We start from the raw sequence: 17,189 nt of genomic DNA on the forward strand, positions 1-17,189 counted from the left end.
CGTTGAACTGGTGGATTAGCAGCGATGGCTTCGTGGGTTATCCTTGTAGGCCGGATCAGCGACGTTGACCACTCGGCTACTCCGCACAAGATCATCACCAACCGCGACTACCTCGCCCATCCGGCGCTGTTTCGCGGCCAGCGCCCCAACGTCATCAACCTTTCCAACAATTACGGCTACCAGAGCAGGGGCTACTACGCCTCGCTGCTCGCCTCCTCGCGCGGCCACCGGGTCATCCCTACCGTGGAAACGATGATCGATCTTTCCGAGCGTAAGCTTTACGAAAACGCACTGCCGGAGCTTGAACAGGCGCTGAACCGCTGCCGCAAGGAGCTTGGCGGCGAAATCCCGTCGCGCCTGACCGTCTTTTTCGGCATCGCGCCGAGCAAGGCGTCCGACCGCTTCGCACGGCTCCTGTTCGACTGGTTCCGGGCCCCGGCGCTGGAGGTCGCCATACGCGACGAGAAAGGCTGGGCGTCGATCCGCAAGATCGGTTTCTTGCCACTCGCCCGCATGAGCGAAGCCGAGAAGGAGCGCTTCGTCGCCTGCCTCGGCACCTATACCAGCCGCGAATGGCGCGATTCGCGCACCCGCACCCAGGCCCGCTACAGCTTCGCGACCCTGGTCGATCCCAACGAGGAACTGCCGCCCTCGGCGATTAGCTCGCTGCGCCACTGGGCGCGGGTGGCCGAGAAGATGGGCGTCGAGGTCGAGCCGATCACGAAGAAGGACCTTGCCCGGCTGGCCAACTACGACGCTCTCTTCATCCGCGAGACGACCGCGATCTCCAACCATACTTACCGCTTCGCACGCCGCGCCCAGCAGGAAGGCATGCCGGTCATCGACGATCCGCTGTCGATGATCCGCTGCACCAACAAGGTCTATCTCAACGAGCTGATGACCCTGAACAAGGTGCCGGTGCCGCCGACGGTGATGATCGCCGGTCCCGCCGACCTTGAGATCGCCGCCCAGACGCTGGGCTTTCCGCTGGTGCTCAAAATCCCGGATTCCTCGTTCTCGCGCGGCGTCAAGAAGGCCAGTTCGCCCGCCGAACTGAAGGCGCTGGCGACGCAATGGCTCGCCGATTCGGATCTCCTGATCGCGCAGAAGTTCCTGCCGACCGAATATGACTGGCGCATCGGCGTTCTGGGCGGCGAGCCGCTGTTTTCGGTGCACTACCTGATGGCGAAGAAGCACTGGCAGATCGTCAACCACGAACGCGGCGGCAAGCCGGTGGAGGGCGGCTTCAAGTCGTTCACGCTCGCCGGCACGCCGCAGCATGTCATCGATGTCGCCGTGCGCGCCGCCCGCTGCATCGGCGACGGGCTCTACGGCGTCGACCTCAAGGAGACGGCCGAGGGCGTCTACGTCATCGAGGTCAACGACAACCCCAATCTCGACCATGGCTGCGAGGACGCCGGCGAGAAGGACGTGGTGTGGCAGCGCCTGACGCAATGGTTCATCGACCGGCTCGAGCGCCAGGGGCGGTAGCCGGTCTGAAGGCCGGGCCGGCGTTTCGTGGCGCCAGCCCGGCAAGCCGGCCTAGTCCGGATCGGGGCGAACGATCGCCGTCGTGGCGACCGGCTGAAAGTCTTCGCTTTAGGCGCCGATCCTGCGGCCATGTTCGCGGATCGCGTCGGGATCGCGGGCCTCATAGATGCACACCGATCCGACGCGGCCGTCGTCCTCCTTCACCGCATAGGAGCGGATCCAGCGCACCCGGTCGGTCATTTCTTCGCCGACCCGCGCCGACTCCGCGGCGGCAGCCTCCATTTCCGTTTCGTTCGCCCACATGCCGCGACGGCGGATGACATAAAGGTCCATTTCGATTCTCCTCGGTTGCGGCCCTTGTGACCATGAAAGGAAGAATGGCCCTGTCGTACGCTGGCCTGAAGTGGACGATCCCGACATTGAACGGTGGCAAATCTGCCGATCTGCCTTCGGGGTCTGGAAATTTCGGCTCGCTGCCCGATAATCGGGACCATGGTTGAGACAAGCCGCAAGCCTGTGCTCGACGTTGCGATCCTGCTTGCCAACGACGGCTACGCGTCGACCGCGGTCGGGCCGATCGAGGTCTTTGCCGCCGCCGGCAAGATGTGGAACGAGATGAGCGGCCGCCCGGTCCGGCCACGCTTCCGGGTGACCATGGTCTCGGTGGATGGCGCCCCGATCGAAAGCGCCTACGGGCTGAAGATACAGCCGGATGCAAGCATCCACGACGTTAGCCATGCCGATGTCGTGTTCGTGTCGGCATCCGGCCCGACGCCGTCACAATGGATCGACCGCCATCGCGGCGTGTTGCCGTGGCTTCTCGACTGGCGCCGGCGCGGCGCGATGCTGGCCGGCGTTTGTTCCGGCGTTGCCTTTCTCGCCGAGGCCGGGCTGCTCGATGGCCGTCGCGCCACAACCCACTGGGGGGTGGCGGAGGATTTCCGGCACCGCTACCCGGATGTCGACTGGCGCACGGACCTCCTGATTACTGAAGACCAGGGTCTTTTCTGCGGCGGTGGCGTCAACGCATCGACCGATCTGAGCCTTTACCTGGTCGAGCGGTTATGCGGACGCGAGGTCGCGATCCAATGCTCCAAGGCGCTCATTCTCGACATGCCGCGCCTTCACCAGTCCGGCTATGCATTTCTCCCTGTCGCGCGAAGTCACGGCGATCCACGGGTGAGGGACGTCGAGGAATATCTGCATGCCAATTTCCGTGACTGTCCGCCCACCGAAGATGTGGCGCGCCAAGTCGGAATGAGCCCGAGGACGCTTGTCCGCCGCTTCAAGGCGGCCACCGGACACCTTCCGGGCGAATACCTGCAGATGATCCGTGTCGCCGCCGCCAGGCAGTTGCTCGAGGACGGCGAGCCTTCGGTCCAGCAGGCTGGTCTCAAGGTTGGTTACGAAGACACCGCCCATTTCCGGCGCGTCTTCAAGCGCCACAGCGGACTGACGCCATCCGCCTACCGCGAGCGTTTTCGGCTGCGGCAGTCCAGCGGATGAGGCCCCTGCGGCCCGCTGCGATCCGATCATGTCGGCCTGCGTGCGCTAGAGGTCGCTCCCCGGCCGGGCATCGGGGTGGCCTTCGGTTGCCGGTTCCCGCGCGGGCGGCGGCAATGCCGGCCCACTGCCGCGAAGCGGACGTGTCTGCCCGAGCAATAGCGGGCGGTGCTTGACGATCGCCTGCGCCATGAAGTCGAAGAAGACCCGCACCTTCGGCCGCTTGTGAAGGTCTGGATGGGTGAGGATCCACAGTCCGCCGGTCAGGCCCGGTTGCGGGTCGAGCACCCGGACCAGGTCTTCCTCCGGGTCCCCGATCTGGCAGGGCAGCAGTGCCAGCCCGAAACCCGCCTTTGCAGCCTGCAGCAGCCCCAGCACGCTGTTGCTGCGGGTGGTGATCTCGCAACGCGGCGCGACTTCCCGCAGCCAGCGGGCGGCGGTGATGTCTTCGATGACGCCTTCGAAGCCGATGACACGGTGAGCGTTGAGGTCGTCGGGCGTGGCTGGAGCGCCGTGGCGTTCGACATAGTCGCCGGTCGCGTAGACGGCCCAGGTCTGGTCGCTCAGTTTTCGACCGACCAGGGTGCTGCTCCCCGGCGGACCTGCCCTGAGGGCGACATCCGCCTCGCCGGCGCCGAGGTCGGCGTATCTTTCCTCGATCATCAGGCTGACCTTGATGTCCGGATGATGCCGCTCGAATTCGCGGATCAGCCGCGGCACCAGCCCCAGGGCGACGGCCGAAACCCGCAGCGAGCCGGTGAGCGTGCTGTCGAGCGCGGCCGCGCGTCGTGTCAGTTCCAGAACGGCGGTTTCGACCGAACCGGCGTTGGCGACCAGCGCCTCGCCTTCGGGGGTCAGGCGGTAGCCCTGCCGCTGCTTCTCGAACAACCTCAGACCAAGCCCGGCCTCGAGTGCGGCGAGACGGCGCACCACCGTGGACTGGTTGACGCCAAGCTGCCGGCCGGCCGCCGCCGTGCTGCCGGAGCGCGCGATGGCGAGGAAATAGCGCAAATCGTTCCAGTCGATCATGGCGCGGGATTATGCATTTTTGCCGCGACAAGCGCCACAATCGCTGATGGCCCGGTGCCACCCTCGGGCGTATCAGTCGCGCCCGCCGCCAGAGACGGGCGGCATGGACCGATTGGACGAGAAACGATCATGACGACACAGATACGAGCAGCCGTTCCGGCGGATGCCGAAGCTTGCGGCCGCATCATGTACGAGGCGTTCGCGGCTGTCGCCCACAGGCACGGCTTCGAGCCCGATTTTCCCTCGGCGGAGGCGGCCATCGGCCTGGCAGCCGCACTCACTCGATCCGGCACCACCTATGGCGTGGTGGCCGAGCGTGACGGCCGGATCATCGGCTCCAACTTCCTCAAGGAGAGCGATTCCGTGCGCGGCGTCGGCCCGATCACGGTCGCCCCCGGCTTCCAGGGCGACGGCACCGGGCGACGCCTGATGCAGGCGGTGATCGAGCGCGGCAACGGAGCCGACAGCGTGCGCCTGCTGCAGGACGGCTTCAACATGGGATCGCTCGGCCTTTATGCCTCACTGGGCTTTGCCGTGCGCGAGCCGGTGGTGGTGATGGCCGGCACGCCCGACGGCAAGGCCAAGGGCGACGTCGAGGTCCGGCCGCTGCTGGAGGAGGACATCGATGCCTGCGACGCGCTCTGCAAGCGCGTGCATGGCTTTTCGCGTCGCTCCGAACTGGTCGATGCCGTGCGCGATCTCGCGCCGATGGTCGCCGTCAGGGAAGGGCGTGTCGTCGCCTACGCTACCGAGCCCTTGCGCTGGATCATCAGCCATGCCGTCGCCGCGACGACCGATGACATGGAGGAGTTGCTTCTCGGCGCGGCACGGCTTGCCGGCGCTCCGCTGTCGTTCCTGCTGCCCACCCGCCAGGAAAAGCTCTTCCGCCGCTGCCTGGCGCTCGGTCTGCGTGCGACCAAGCCGATGACGCTTATGACGCGCGGACGATATGACACCCCGGCGGGCGTCTACATGCCCTCGGTCTTCTATTGAGCCGAAAACGGGCGGTCCGGCGCGGCCGGACGACATCCTCCCAGAGAAAGGAAATCATGATGGATGACATGGCAACAGGCTGTGACGTGGCGCCCGGCGCATCTGCCGGTACGGTCGCGAGCACGGGCGACGTGGGCCAGACCGCCGCGAGCGACGGTTTGCATCGTGGCCGCTGCTTTTGCGGCACCGTGGAGATCGAGGCAAAGGGCACGCCGCTGGAAATGGGGTATTGCCATTGCAGTTCCTGCCGCTCCTTCACCGGAGCGCCCCTCAATGCCTTCACGCTGTGGAAGGCGGAGCAGGTGCGGGTCGTGCGGGGCGAAGAACATCTGGGCCACTTCAACAAGACCGGCATGAGCGACCGGCAATTCTGCACGAAGTGCGGCGGCAACGTGATGACAGGCCATCCCGGCCTCGGTTTCACGGACGTCTTTGCTGCCATCCTGCCGAGCGTGAAGTTCGAGCCCTCGGTGCATCTCAACTATGCCGACACCGTGCTCCCGATCCATGACGGCCTGCCGAAACTGCGTGATTTCCCGGCGCATGCCGGCGGGTCCGGCGAACTGCTGCCGGAAGATCCGCAGCTGTTCTGACCTGGTACGGACGGGAAAGGCGCGTTTCTCGTCGTGTGGCTCGGCGGCGCCCGGATCGCAGACGCGGTCCGCCCGGCAAGAAATCCGGGAACGTTTTCGCAACGGCGGCATCCAATGGACCGAAATCCCCGCGTTGTGCGGGGATCGTCCACGGGAGATTGCCGTCATGAAGACCCTATCCGCCTCGCTCGCCTTCCTGCTCGCCGGATCGTTCGCCGCGCTCGCGAACGACGTCCCGGCCGAGATCGCCAAGTCGCCTCCCGGCGGTGCCTACCAGGCTGTCTCCGGGCTGGTGAAGCTGCCCGACTTCATTCCGGGCCTCGGCCAGCTTTTCGTCGACCCGTCGACCCTGCCGGCCGGGCCGTTCCTCGCCTATGACCGCGACGGGGAACTGGTGAGCACCATCTACATGCTGCCGGTCGACGACCTCGCCGACCCGGACAAGCGCTTCGACGACCTCCTTTCGCCGGCCGGCAGCGTCGATCACATCGACGTCTATCACAATGCCGGCCATCCGGGCGTGGAGATGCCACACGCGCATATCGTGCTGTGGCACGTTCCGGCCGCGGAAGAAGCGCGGGTGGCGCAGTGATCGTCACGCGGCGCACTCTGCTCGGGCTCGGCGGCGGTTTCGCCGCCGGCCTGCTCCTCCGCCCGGCCTTCGGCGCAGGCAGAACAGCCGAAATCGCAATGGTTGGCAACAGCGACGGCTCGCGCGTCGGCTTCGATCCTGTCGGGCTGCATGTCGCCCCCGGTGCCAGGGTACGCTGGGTCAATCGCGATGCCGGCAACAGCCACACGGCGACCGCCTATCATCCGGACCTTCTGGACCGGCCAAGGCGCATCCCCGACGGCGCCGAGCCCTGGGACTCGGACTATCTGCTGCCGGACGAGGTCTTCGCGGTGACACTGACCGTCCCCGGCGTCTATGATTTCTACTGTGTGCCGCACGAGCATGCCGGCATGGTCGGGCGGATCGTCGTCGGCGAGCCGCCGCGCGGCTGGCAGGACTATGCCGGCGGTGGAGACACGGAGGGGGCGCTGCCGCACGCTGCCCTGGACAGGTTTCCGTCCGTCGAGGCGATCATGCAATCCGGCATCGTGCGCGAGGGTTAGAAAACGTCATGCAGGCACTGGCTAGACACATGGGCGCCGACGCCGTCCGGCTGGACGAGACGGCCCTGGTCGATCTCGCCCGCGGTGGCGACGAGGCCGCCGTCCGCATCCTCGTCCAGCGCTACAACCGTCGGCTCTACCGGGTGGCGCGGGCCGTGCTGCGCGACGACGCCGAGGCCGAGGATGTGGTGCAGGAGGCGCATGTCAGCGCTTTCTCGGCCCTCGACCGCTTTCATGGCCGGTCGAGCTTCGCGACCTGGATTACCCGCATCGCCATCAACGCCGCGCTGGCGCGCCGGCGGCGGCGAAGGCCGGCGCTGCCTCTGGAAGCGGCGGAGAGCGAAAACGGCGGGGCCGCGCGTGTGATCGCCTTCCCAGCCGTCCAACCGAACCCGGAGCAGGCCATGGGCCGGTCACAGGTACGCGAACTCTTGCAGCAGGTCGTCGAGGAGTTGCCCGATGCGTTCCGCATCGTCTTCATACTGCGCGACATCGAGGGCATGAGCGTGGAGGAGACCGCCGGTCACCTCGACATCAAGCCGGCGACCGTCAGGACCAGACTGCATCGTGCGCGCGGCATGATGCGCGCCGGCCTTGCCCGCCATGCCGCCGAAAGCCTGCCGGACCTGTTTCCCTTCGCCGGCAGCCGCTGCGACAGGATGGCCGGGCGGGTAGTGCGGTCGCTGAAGCAGGCGAGGGCGTAGCTCGCCGTCAGGTGTGCAGCGCCTCGATCGCATCGAAGCGGGCAAGAAACGCCTTCTGCACGGTCTTGGCAGGCAACGGCCTGAGGTCGAGGGCGTCGGCGGAGATGCCGCGCGGCCGTCCGAAGAAGCGGTTCGCCTCCTCGACCGCGAAGCCCGCGAGTTCGGTTGCCTCGTACCAGGCGGCGACCTGGTCGGCGCGCTTGATCGAGGTCTTCAGCCTCTCCGCCCGCTCCGGGAGCGAGAAGCGGCGGTGGACCGCCGCCTGCAGGCGTTGCTCCACGGCCTTGTAGCCGCCGCCGACCACCGCCTTGAACGGCGAGATCATGTCGCCGATGACATATTCGGCCGCGTCGTGCAGCAGCGCCGCGAGCAGCGCGGTTGGCGCTGCGTTGGGATGGCGCAGCCGGTAGATGTGCTCGACCAGCAGCGAGTGCTGCGCGACCGAGAAGGCGTGGTCGCCATGCGTCTGGCCGTTCCAGCGCGCCACGCGCGCCAGCCCGTGCGCGATGTCGGCAATCTCGATGTCGAGCGGCGAGGGGTCGAGCAGGTCGAGCCGGCGTCCCGACAGCATGCGCTGCCAGGCCCTCGGCGGCGCTCCGGCGCGGTCGGCCATCACGCTCCGGCCTCGCCGGCAGCAGCTTGGGGAAACCCGAAGCGGGCACCGGGCGGGATCGACGCGGTGACCGGTACGTCGCCGGCCAGCACCGGCTCGCCGGCGTCGATGGCTTCCTTCACGCGGTCGATGCGCAGGATTGCGAGTCCTGTTTTGCCTGCAACCGTTCCGAGTGTGCCGGCGGCGCGGCCGGCGGTCGTCACGGCCGTGCCGGGCGCGGGCAGGGCGGTCTCGCCCTTTACGATCAGCACGCGCCGGCGTGCGGTGCCGCGATGCTGCATGCGGCTGACCACCTCCTGGCCGACATAGCAGCCCTTCTTCAGCCCCAGCCCGCCATTCTGGTCGAGCAGCACGTCGTGCGGGAAGGCATCGCCGAGTTCGTAGTCGCTGCCGCTCTCGGCAACGCCATGGGCAACGCGCAACGCCGTCCAGGCCTCGATCGCCTCCGGTGGGATCCCGGCGGTGGCGCGGTCGCCGAAACTGCGCTGCACGGCCAGCGCCTCGGGGAAGCGGGTGTCGCGATAGCCGGTTGAATCGGGTTGTGAAGAAGCTGAATCGGTTTGCGAGGAACCTGACTCATTCTGCAAACTATCAGAATCATTCTGCCAGGAAACGCTCACAACGCTTTGTTCTCGCGTCGTAATGTCGGCCTTGGCGCGCAGCTTGTAGAGCCTCAGCCGGCGCCGGAAATCCTCCGCGATGTCGCTCCGGCACTCGATCAGGAAGCCGTCGGCGCCCTCGCGCACGATCATGAAGTCGAACAGGATCTTGCCTTGCGGGGTCAGCAGTGCGCCCGGTTTGGCCTCGCCCTGGCCGAGCGCGCCGAGGTCGGTGGTGAGGATATTCTGGAGCAGGTGCTCGGCATCGGGACCGGAAACGGAAATGATGGCGCGGTCGGGCAGGTCGATCGAGGGCATGGTGAAACTGCGGTGTCGGTTGGGGTTCAGGCTCTACCTAAGCCTGCCGCAGCAGGGCGACAAGCCGCAACGCCATGATAGCGACGGTTTGCTGTCCCATGCTGACGCGGCAGCGACCGCTCAGTCGCCGGCCGGGGCCTCGCCCCCGGCAGGGCGCGCACCGCGCCGGCGCAACTGTTGCGCGAGCGCGCGCAGCCGTTCCGCTCCCTGGGCGCTGACGCCGCCGCCGGCATAATCGCGCCTCACCGCCTCCTCCAGATCGTCGGCGATGGTGTCGAGCGTGGTCGTGTCGCGACGCTCCGGATCGTGCAGTTCGAACAGGTTGATCCAGCGATCGGTGTCGCGGCCGAAATGCATCAGCCGGTCGAAATAGACATCGGGATCGCGCGAGGAAATGGCGCCGGCGATCGCCGCCACGATCGACAGCGGGCTCATCACGATGTCGCGCAGGCCGTCGGCGAAAAGCTTGAACTGGAAGATGGCGACGCGGCGGAAGAGTCTGCCGCGGCTGGTCTTGCGCTGCGTGCGCAGCGCGCGGTCATGCGACGGAACGGTCTCTTCGTAGGTGTCCATCGGCCTCCCTCCGGCAATTTTCATATGGGGGCCAGGTTGCGGCATGCAAGGCCGGACGGCGGGACTCAGTCGCCGGCGACGAAGAACAGCCAGCGGCCGTCGGGATTGATGCCGACGCGGTAGAAATTGTAACCGCCGAAATTCTTCATGTCCTCGTAGTCGCCGGCGGTGACGATCTTGAACAGTTCGACGCGCTGCGGCGGCGTCAGCCCGTCGAGCGGCATCGAATAGAAATAGGGCCAGACATAGATTTCGTTGGCCGTGCCGGGTTCGAGATGGACGAAGCCGGCATCCAGCACCTCGAGCAGGATGGCGAGGATCTCCTGGCCGCCGCCATCGCCGGAGACGTCCTGCAGGTAGGCGATCGGATCGTCGACCGGGCCGCCGAAGGAAAGCTGGGTTCCGTTCGGCCCGGGACCGATCAGCGGCCGCAGGGCCTCGAGGTCGCCGCTTGCGCAGGCTTCCATGATCAGCGCCCGCATGCGCCGCACCGGCTCGGGCAGGCGGTCGAGGTCGTGGATGATCTCGGGCAGCGGCTCGCTCGCGATCGTGTCCGGCTCGCCGGCCTCCTCGCTGTCGGTCCCGCTCTCCGGGGCCGGCTCGGTGGCCTGGGGCAGCGGCAGCCGCTCGATCGGGTCGGGCATCGGCACCGTGTCGACCGGCGCCGGCTGCTCCGGCATCGCGGCCGGGTCCTCGGTCTCTGCCGCTTCTGCCGGCACCTCGTCGCGCTTGATTTCGCTGAGTGCAAGAACATCGCGCGGCGTGGCGTAGGCGTTGCTGGCAAGGCCGAGCGGCGCGCATGCCAGCGCGGCCAGAACCGCGACCCGCATCGTCAGGAAGAAGCTCTGCTCTGAGGGTGCCGGAGCCGATGTCATCGCCAGGGCGTCGTCCCCGATAGCATCAGTGGCAGGCGCGGCCCGCGTCGAATTCGCCGCTGACAACCTTTTCGCGGATCCTTTCGATCAGGCTCAGCGCGATGTCCTCGTTGCAGCTGCGCAGCAATTCCTCGAAAGCCGTGGTGAGTGCCGCCTCGGCAATGATTTCCGGTTCGATCCCGGCGGAAAGGCCCTCGGCCCAGGCCTCGGTTTGACTCTCGATCGCGGTCAGGCGCTTTTCCTCGCGGATCAGCGCGTCGATTTCGCCGCTACCATGTTCCATGCAGCATTCCACCCTTTCAACGGTGCCGCGAATCGCGCGGCATCCGCCCGTCGTCCCTTAATGTCCCGTTAATCTTTTAGCACATGCATCGTGGCTTGCACGCCGCGCCTGCCGAAAAAGTTAACGATCTGCTAATTGCCGAACATGACGGCGATGTCGCGCGAGAGCTCTTCGCCCTCCTTCATGTAGCGTTTGATCGCCTCGCGGGTCGATTCCGTGCAGGTCACGTGGGTGGCCGCGAAGGAGCGGTAGCCGCGATTGAAGCGGGCGACGAAACGGGCCCGCTTGTCCGGCGTCGGGTTCTCGCTGGCCAGCAGCGCTTCCATCTGTTCGCGCCACAGATTGCCGGTCTCCCCGCACAGATTGCGCAGATAGTGGAGCGAGCCCAGCACTTCGCTGAGCCGCATCAGTCGCTCCTCATAGGGGGCGTCGACGGCGCGCGCCGGCTGCGCGGCGGCGAGGGCCGCGGCGAGCACGAGGAATGAGGGAAGAAGGCGGGGTCTGATCATGCGCTGCCGTTCTGCACGTCGATTTTGTCACCAGCAAGACCCGTGGTCCCGGGAGGTGCCAGCATGGCCAGCACCGCCTCATGCATGGAAGCCGGCATCGGCAGTTGCACCGCCTCCTCCAGCGTAAACCAGCCGACGGCCTCGGCGTCGTCGCCTGCCACTGGCTCGCCGCCGGCATGGTCGGCACGAAAGACCGTCAGGCGATAGGGCGGGAAGGCGCTTTCGGAGCGCTCGATCTCCACCACTGCATGGATGGTCAGCCGCCCGGTCGAGAGGCCCGTCTCCTCGAAAAGCTCGCGCCGTGCCGCCTCTTCCAGCGTCTCCCCGGGTTCGACGCGTCCGCCCGGAAAGGCATAGAGGCCCTGCGACGGCGCGCGCCCGCGCCGGACCAGGAGCAGGCGTTCGCCGCGCCTCAGCGCTACGGAAACGGCGGCCTGGGCCTGTTCGGGATCGGGCATGCCCCAGCGTTAGCCGCGACGCCGGCCGCGCGCAATGCTTGCCGCATTGCGGCTTGACGCGCAGGGGCACGGCGGCGAGTTTGCGCCGATGTGCGGACGATACACATTGGCGGTGAGCCCCGACGAGGTGGCGGCCTACCTGGGCCTCATGGAACTGGACGCGTTTCCGCCACGCTACAACATCCCGCCGACCGAGCCGATCCTGATGGCGGTCGCCGGCCCGCCGCGACAGCCGGGCTCGAACTTGCCCGACCGGCAGGCGCTCTTGGTGCGCTGGGGATTCATCCCGTCATGGGCCAAGAGCCCGAAGGACATGCCGCTCCTGATCAACGCGCGCTCGGAGACCGCGGCCGAAAAGCCCGCCTTCAAGGCGGCCATGCGCCATCGCCGCTCACTGGTGCCGGCGTCGGGGTTCTTCGAGTGGAAGCGCGAAGGCAAGAAGGCCGCGCAGCCCTATTACGTCCGGCCGCGCGATGGCGGCGTCGTCGCCTTTGCCGGCCTTTGGGAGACCTGGTCGGAGCCCGGCGGCTCGGAGATCGACACCGGGGCCATCCTGACCACCGGCGCCAATGCCGAGTTTGCCGCGATCCACCACCGCATGCCGGTGGTGATCAGGCCCGAGCACTTTTCCCGCTGGCTCGACTGCCGCAACCAGGAGCCGCGCGACGTCGCCGACCTGCTCCAGCCAGTGGAGCCAGGTTTCTTCGAGGCGATCCCGATATCCGACAAGGTCAACAAGGTAGCCAACACCGGGCCCGACATCCTGGAGCGGGTCGAGCCCGCGGCGCAGGCCACGGAGGCGGAAGCCGAGGCGGCCAAGCCGGGCGGTCAGGGACAGCTGACGCTGTTCTGACCGGCCGCGAAAGGCCGCAGGCCGCGGCCTGTTCAGGCCGCGCGGCTGCCGGCCAGCGACGGGCGCTCGTCCTTGGACTTCAGGCAGATCAGCGCGGCCAGGACGGCGGCCGGGCCAATGGCGCGGTAGTTGCTGGTGAGCGCTTCGGCCTCGGCGCGCTTGCGCTCGCGTTCGGCGTCGGTGGTGGTGCGTGACATCGTTGTCGTACCCGTGTCTTTTTCTGCTCGCGACAACCGCTGAGCGGCCGCGCACTTGATGGGTGATTACGACGGAAACGTGGCGGCTGCCGCACTGTTCCTGATGGTCTCGCGATTCCGCTTAACGGGAGGTTTCCTTCCGGCGCCGATGTTGCATGGCGACAACAGTTCCGGTGGGCGCGGCACGGGCCGGATACGGCTTGACGCCCGCGCCTGCCGGGGCGATAAAGCCGCCCATGAAAACGATGCGCGCCATTACCGGCATTTGCATTTGCGGCTAGCCACACGCTGGCCCGGTCGTTTTCGCCCCTCATCAAGGTTGAGAAAAACGCCCCGGCCAGTCGGCGGGCGACGGATTGCGGCTTGCCGCCGGGCGGATGGCGCCGGCGGCCGATGAAGGGGACGATTGCATGCCAGAGGCTTTTCGCGGACTTCGCCTCTACAACACGCTGACCCGGGCGAAGGAGGATTTTCTCCCGATCGACCCGGACAATGTGCGCATGTATGTCTGCGGGCCGACGGTCTACGACTATGCCCATATCGGCAATGCGCGCCCGGTCATCGTCTTCGACGTGCTGTTCCGGCTGCTGCGCCATCTCTATGGCGAAGACCACGTCACCTATGTGCGCAACATCACCGACGTCGAGGACAAGATCAACGACCGCGCCCGGCGCGACTTCCCCGACCTGCCGCTCAACGAGGCGATCCGAAACGTCACCGAAAAGACCGCGCGCCAGTACCACGAGGACGTGAAGGCGCTCGGCTGCCTGGAGCCGACCTTCGAACCGCGGGCGACCGAGCACATCGACGGCATGGTGGCGATGATTCAGACGTTGTTGGATCGGGGCCATGCCTATGTCGCCCATGGTCAAGACGGACGCGAGGCTCTTTTCGACGTTCTTTCCATGCCGGAGTATGGACAGCTGTCACGCCGCCGCTTGGAAGACCAGCAAGCCGGTGCTCGGATCGAGGCCAAGGATCACAAGCGTAATCCCGGGGATTTTGTTCTTTGGAAGGAAAGCCACGATAACGAACCGGGATGGGATGCGACGTTTGAACTGTCAGATGACAACCGCGATGCGTTGCGACTGAATTCGAACACGCTTGGTATTCGCGGTCGACCTGGGTGGCACATCGAATGCTCGGTGATGAGCCAGCACCATCTGGGCAAAGTCTTCGACATCCATGGCGGCGGGCTCGACCTGATCTTCCCGCACCACGAGAACGAGATCGCCCAGTCGCGCTGCGCCCACGGCACGGAGGTCATGGCCAATTACTGGATGCACAACGGCTTCCTGCAGGTCGAGGGCCGCAAGATGTCGAAGTCGGAGGGCAATTTCGTCACCATCCACGATCTCCTGCACACCGAAAAGTTCGGCGGGCGAAAGTGGCCGGGCGAGGTGCTGCGGCTCGCCATGCTGATGACGCACTACCGCGAGCCGATCGACTTTTCGGTGCGGCGGCTGGAGGAGGCGGAGAAGAAGCTGATACGCTGGCTTAAGAGCGCATATCTCCGCGACGAACCATCAGACGACTTGGTTTCTTCGTCCGTGATTTCCCACCTATTGGACGATCTAAGCTTCTGGCCAGCGATTAGCGATTTGGATCATCTGGCCAACCCGGGAAATGCATCGGACGGAGTTTCGCACGCGAGCCTAAATGCCACATTGCGATTCCTCGGGCTGCTGCCTGCTTATGAGATCTTTACGCGGTGGTTGAATGAAGTCGACGACGATACCAAGCTGATTATCGACGCAAGAATAGAGGATCGCCTCGCCTTCATCCGCGAAAAAAACTGGGCCGAGGCCGACCGCATCCGCGACGAGTTGCTGGCGCAGGGCATCCAGCTCAAGGACGGCAAGGACCCCGAGACCGGCGAGCGCGTCACCACCTGGGAGGTGAAGCGGTGAGGGCAGGGCACGTTTTCAAAGACACCCCCCTCTGTCGGCTGCGCCGACATCTCCCCCTCAAGGGGGGAGATTGGCAGCTCCAGCGTTGGCGCCTCGGCGCTGGCGGTAGCGATTGCCTTGGCCGACAGCGACAGCCGATCTCCCCCCTCGAGGGGGAGATGGCCGGCAGGCCAGAGGGGGGTGCGCCGTGAGCCACTATCGTGTTCCCGCCACGCACCGTGCCAACGCGCGCAAGATGCGCAAGGTAATGACAGAGGCCGAACTGAAGCTTTGGAGCGAGTTGCGCGGTCACAGGCTGATGAGGCTTGGCTTCCGCCGGCAGATGCCGATAAGCGGATACATCGTCGACTTTGCGTGTCCGGCCAGAAAAATCATCGTTGAGGTAGACGGCTCCCAACATGGCAGAACCGGTGCGGCGTTGCGGGATCGGGCACGCGACCGACGGCTGAATCTGCTGGGCTGGACCGTTCTTCGCTTCTGGAATGATGACGCCGGTGTCTGCGATCACATCGCGACGGTCGCCGGGCTTTCGGCGGCGGACGCGACGGCGCAGGCGCCCCGCGGCCACGCACCCATCAAGGGGCAGGCGACCTCCGCCGCACGGCTACATGGGAGCCACCGGTCATGAGCCTCGACAACCGGCCCGTCTACACCGGCGGCTGCCAGTGCGGCGCGGTGCGCTTCCGCATCGAGGGCGCGCTCGGCGACGCCTCGGTCTGCCATTGCCGCATGTGCCAGAAGGCGAGCGGCAATTTTTACCTGCCGCTGGTCTCGGTGCGCGGCGCCCGGCTCGACTGGACCCGCGCCGAACCGAAGCGCTTCCGCTCCTCAAGCCATGCCTGGCGCGGCTTCTGCGCCGAATGCGGCACGCCGCTCACCTATGAGGCGCCCGACGGCGTGGCGCTGGCGATCGCCGCCTTCGACCACCCGGAGGAGATCGCGCCGACGGTGCAATGGGGGCTGGAGAGCAAGCTGCCCTATGTCGACGGCGTGCCCGGCCTGCCTGCCCACGCCACGCTGGAGGATGTCGAGGCGGAGCATTTCCTGCGCGAACTGCAGAGTTACCAGCATCCCGACCATGACACCGAAAGCTGGCCGCCGGAGGACGATCATGAGTGACGATGTCACCGGCGGCTGCCAGTGCGGGGCGGTGCGCTTCCGCTGCGCGGCGCTCGGCCGCGCATCACTTTGCCACTGCCGCATGTGCCAGAAGGCTTTCGGCGGCTTTTACGGGCCGCTGGTGACGGCCAAGGGGCTCGCATGGACGCGCGGCGAGCCGGCGCGGTTCCGGAGCTCCAACGTTATTCGCCGCGGCTTCTGCGAAAAATGCGGCACGCCGTTGACCTATGAATATGAAGGCGGCACCGAGATCGCCATCGGCGCCCTCGACGATCCCTCGCTGGCCGCGCCCGTGATCCAGCTGAACCCGGCCGACAAGCTGGATTTCGTGGAGGGCCTGCATGCGCTGCCATGGCGGCCGGCCGGTGAGAACGCCGCCTTCGACGCCTTCATGGCCTCGGTCGAGAGCTACCAGCACCCCGACCACGACACCGAAACGTGGCCGCCGGAGGAGAAATCATGAGCGGCCTGCGCAGCCTTTATCCGGAGATCGAGCCGTTCGAGCACGGCACGCTCGATGTCGGCGACGGCCATGTCGTCTACTGGGAGCGCGCCGGCACCAGGGGCGCCAAGCCGGCGGTTTTCCTGCATGGCGGCCCCGGCGGTGGCATCGCCCCGGCGCATCGGCGCCTGTTCGATCCCGAACGTTATGACGTGCTCCTGTTCGACCAGCGCGGCTGCGGGCGCTCGACCCCGCATGCCTCGCTCGAGGCCAACACCACCTGGCATCTGGTCGCGGACATCGAGCGGCTGCGCACCATGATGGGGGTCGGAAAGTGGCAGGTCTTCGGCGGTTCGTGGGGCTCGACGCTGGCGCTCGCTTATGCCGAGACCCACCCCGAGCGGGTATCCGAACTGGTCCTGCGCGGCGTCTATCTGCTCACCCGGGCGGAGCTTTCCTGGTATTATCAGTTCGGCGTCTCGGAAATCTTCCCCGACAAATGGGAGCGTTTCCTGGCGCCGATCCCCGCGGCCGAGCGTTCCGACATGATGGCGGCCTATCACCGGCGCCTGACGGGCACCGACCGGGCAGCGCAGATCGCGGCCGCCAAGGCCTGGAGCCTTTGGGAAGGCGAGACCATCACCCTGCTGCCGGAGCCGGCGACCAGCGACAGGTTCGGCGAGGACGATTTCGCGCTCGCCTTCGCCCGCATCGAAAACCACTTCTTCATGAATGGCGGCTGGCTCGAGGACGGCCAGTTGCTGCGTGACGCCCGCCGCCTTGCCGGCATTCCGGGGGTCATCGTTCACGGCCGCTACGACATGCCTTGCCCGGCCAAGAACGCCTGGGAACTGGCCAAGGCGTGGCCGGACGCCGCGCTGCATCTCGTCGAGGGCGCCGGCCATGCCTATTCGCAACCCGGCATCCTGCATCATCTGATCGAGGCCACCGACCGTTTCGCGGACCGACCATGACCGGGGAACGCATTGACCTCTTCGACACCACGCCGCG

23 protein-coding genes are annotated in these 17,189 nt (G+C 66.6%); 13 read left to right on the plus strand and 10 right to left on the minus strand.

All coding sequences use genetic code 11. The annotated features are described in order from the left end of the window. Positions 1 to 24 precede the first annotated feature (24 nt). A complete protein-coding gene (locus tag FQ775_RS03000; protein WP_146297415.1) occupies positions 25 to 1,491 on the plus strand; it encodes a RimK family ATP-grasp domain-containing protein in 1,467 nt (488 codons plus the stop codon). 108 nt (positions 1,492 to 1,599) lie between these two features. On the opposite strand, the gene FQ775_RS03005 is transcribed toward FQ775_RS03000, so the two are convergent. Then, complete coding sequence (locus FQ775_RS03005; RefSeq protein ID WP_146297414.1) at positions 1,600 to 1,824, minus strand: nickel-binding protein; 225 nt, start codon at positions 1,822 to 1,824, stop codon at positions 1,600 to 1,602. A 159-nt stretch (positions 1,825 to 1,983) separates the two neighbouring features. On the opposite strand from FQ775_RS03005, the gene FQ775_RS03010 reads away from it, so the two are divergent. Next, positions 1,984 to 2,997 carry a GlxA family transcriptional regulator gene (locus FQ775_RS03010; RefSeq protein ID WP_146297413.1) on the plus strand — a complete coding sequence of 338 codons (1,014 nt, stop codon included), beginning with the start codon at positions 1,984 to 1,986 and terminating at the stop codon, positions 2,995 to 2,997. Positions 2,998 to 3,042: 45 nt separating this feature from the next. On the opposite strand, the gene FQ775_RS03015 is transcribed toward FQ775_RS03010, so the two are convergent. Then, complete coding sequence (locus FQ775_RS03015) at positions 3,043 to 4,023, minus strand: LysR family transcriptional regulator (RefSeq protein WP_146297412.1); 981 nt, start codon at positions 4,021 to 4,023, stop codon at positions 3,043 to 3,045. Between the two features lie 129 nt (positions 4,024 to 4,152). On the opposite strand from FQ775_RS03015, the gene FQ775_RS03020 reads away from it, so the two are divergent. From FQ775_RS03020 to FQ775_RS03040, 5 genes are all read left to right on the plus strand, one after another. Next, positions 4,153 to 5,016: a GNAT family N-acetyltransferase gene (locus tag FQ775_RS03020; protein ID WP_146297411.1), complete on the plus strand. Its 864-nt coding sequence runs from the start codon at positions 4,153 to 4,155 to the stop codon at positions 5,014 to 5,016. 59 nt (positions 5,017 to 5,075) lie between these two features. Further along, the gene (locus tag FQ775_RS03025) at positions 5,076 to 5,609 is read left to right on the plus strand and encodes a GFA family protein (protein ID WP_246730254.1); all 534 of its coding nucleotides are present in this window, start codon (positions 5,076 to 5,078) and stop codon (positions 5,607 to 5,609) included. A 166-nt stretch (positions 5,610 to 5,775) separates the two neighbouring features. Then, positions 5,776 to 6,201, plus strand: a complete 426-nt coding sequence (locus FQ775_RS03030; protein ID WP_146297410.1) for a DUF5602 domain-containing protein — start codon at positions 5,776 to 5,778, stop codon at positions 6,199 to 6,201. A 98-nt stretch (positions 6,202 to 6,299) separates the two neighbouring features. Continuing rightward, on the plus strand, positions 6,300 to 6,725 hold the full coding sequence (locus FQ775_RS03035; protein WP_246730255.1) for a plastocyanin/azurin family copper-binding protein: 426 nt from the start codon (positions 6,300 to 6,302) through the stop codon (positions 6,723 to 6,725). A gap of 8 nt (positions 6,726 to 6,733) precedes the next feature. Then, a complete protein-coding gene (locus tag FQ775_RS03040; protein ID WP_146297408.1) occupies positions 6,734 to 7,429 on the plus strand; it encodes an RNA polymerase sigma factor in 696 nt (231 codons plus the stop codon). Positions 7,430 to 7,436: 7 nt separating this feature from the next. On the opposite strand, the gene FQ775_RS03045 is transcribed toward FQ775_RS03040, so the two are convergent. From FQ775_RS03045 to FQ775_RS03075, 7 genes are all read right to left on the minus strand, one after another. Continuing rightward, positions 7,437 to 8,042 carry a YfbR-like 5'-deoxynucleotidase gene (locus FQ775_RS03045; protein ID WP_146297406.1) on the minus strand — a complete coding sequence of 202 codons (606 nt, stop codon included), beginning with the start codon at positions 8,040 to 8,042 and terminating at the stop codon, positions 7,437 to 7,439. Further along, entirely contained in the window at positions 8,042 to 8,959 is a 918-nt protein-coding gene (gene ygfZ, locus FQ775_RS03050; RefSeq protein WP_146297404.1) for a CAF17-like 4Fe-4S cluster assembly/insertion protein YgfZ, read from the minus strand. Before ygfZ ends, FQ775_RS03045 begins: the two co-directional genes overlap by 1 nt. 120 nt (positions 8,960 to 9,079) lie before the next feature. After that, complete coding sequence (locus FQ775_RS03055; RefSeq protein WP_146297402.1) at positions 9,080 to 9,532, minus strand: hypothetical protein; 453 nt, start codon at positions 9,530 to 9,532, stop codon at positions 9,080 to 9,082. A 65-nt stretch (positions 9,533 to 9,597) separates the two neighbouring features. Then, on the minus strand, positions 9,598 to 10,407 hold the full coding sequence (locus FQ775_RS03060; protein WP_146297400.1) for a hypothetical protein: 810 nt from the start codon (positions 10,405 to 10,407) through the stop codon (positions 9,598 to 9,600). 25 nt (positions 10,408 to 10,432) lie between these two features. Beyond that, a complete protein-coding gene (locus FQ775_RS03065; protein WP_146297398.1) occupies positions 10,433 to 10,690 on the minus strand; it encodes a hypothetical protein in 258 nt (85 codons plus the stop codon). A 131-nt stretch (positions 10,691 to 10,821) separates the two neighbouring features. Beyond that, on the minus strand, positions 10,822 to 11,199 hold the full coding sequence (locus FQ775_RS03070) for a TIGR02301 family protein (protein ID WP_146297396.1): 378 nt from the start codon (positions 11,197 to 11,199) through the stop codon (positions 10,822 to 10,824). Further along, on the minus strand, positions 11,196 to 11,657 hold the full coding sequence (locus FQ775_RS03075; RefSeq protein WP_146297394.1) for an NUDIX hydrolase: 462 nt from the start codon (positions 11,655 to 11,657) through the stop codon (positions 11,196 to 11,198). The genes FQ775_RS03070 and FQ775_RS03075 overlap by 4 nt, the downstream gene beginning before the upstream one ends. Positions 11,658 to 11,745: 88 nt before the next feature. Here FQ775_RS03075 and FQ775_RS03080 point away from each other — a divergent pair, with 88 nt between their 5' ends. After that, positions 11,746 to 12,510, plus strand: a complete 765-nt coding sequence (locus tag FQ775_RS03080) for an SOS response-associated peptidase (RefSeq protein WP_146301764.1) — start codon at positions 11,746 to 11,748, stop codon at positions 12,508 to 12,510. Positions 12,511 to 12,542: 32 nt separating this feature from the next. Here the strand turns inward: FQ775_RS03080 and FQ775_RS03085 are convergent, their stop codons facing one another. Beyond that, positions 12,543 to 12,707, minus strand: coding sequence for a transcriptional regulator (locus tag FQ775_RS03085; protein ID WP_146297392.1), 165 nt, complete (start codon positions 12,705 to 12,707; stop codon positions 12,543 to 12,545). Positions 12,708 to 13,117: 410 nt separating this feature from the next. On the opposite strand from FQ775_RS03085, the gene cysS reads away from it, so the two are divergent. The 5 genes from cysS (at position 13,118) to pip (ending at position 17,152) form a co-directional block, all read left to right on the plus strand. Then, positions 13,118 to 14,617: a cysteine--tRNA ligase gene (gene cysS / locus FQ775_RS03090; RefSeq protein ID WP_146301763.1), complete on the plus strand. Its 1,500-nt coding sequence runs from the start codon at positions 13,118 to 13,120 to the stop codon at positions 14,615 to 14,617. Between the two features lie 187 nt (positions 14,618 to 14,804). Continuing rightward, on the plus strand, positions 14,805 to 15,245 hold the full coding sequence (locus tag FQ775_RS03095; RefSeq protein WP_146297390.1) for an endonuclease domain-containing protein: 441 nt from the start codon (positions 14,805 to 14,807) through the stop codon (positions 15,243 to 15,245). Next, entirely contained in the window at positions 15,242 to 15,736 is a 495-nt protein-coding gene (locus FQ775_RS03100) for a GFA family protein (protein WP_146297388.1), read from the plus strand. Before FQ775_RS03095 ends, FQ775_RS03100 begins: the two co-directional genes overlap by 4 nt. Then, on the plus strand, positions 15,729 to 16,199 hold the full coding sequence (locus FQ775_RS03105; protein WP_146297386.1) for a GFA family protein: 471 nt from the start codon (positions 15,729 to 15,731) through the stop codon (positions 16,197 to 16,199). The genes FQ775_RS03100 and FQ775_RS03105 overlap by 8 nt, the downstream gene beginning before the upstream one ends. Beyond that, the gene (gene pip / locus FQ775_RS03110) at positions 16,193 to 17,152 is read left to right on the plus strand and encodes a prolyl aminopeptidase (RefSeq protein WP_146301762.1); all 960 of its coding nucleotides are present in this window, start codon (positions 16,193 to 16,195) and stop codon (positions 17,150 to 17,152) included. Before FQ775_RS03105 ends, pip begins: the two co-directional genes overlap by 7 nt. Positions 17,153 to 17,189: the final 37 nt, after the last annotated feature.

Origin of the sequence: Nitratireductor mangrovi (assembly GCF_007922615.2) — a bacterium.
GTDB classification, from domain to species: domain Bacteria; phylum Pseudomonadota; class Alphaproteobacteria; order Rhizobiales; family Rhizobiaceae; genus Mangrovimarina; species Mangrovimarina mangrovi.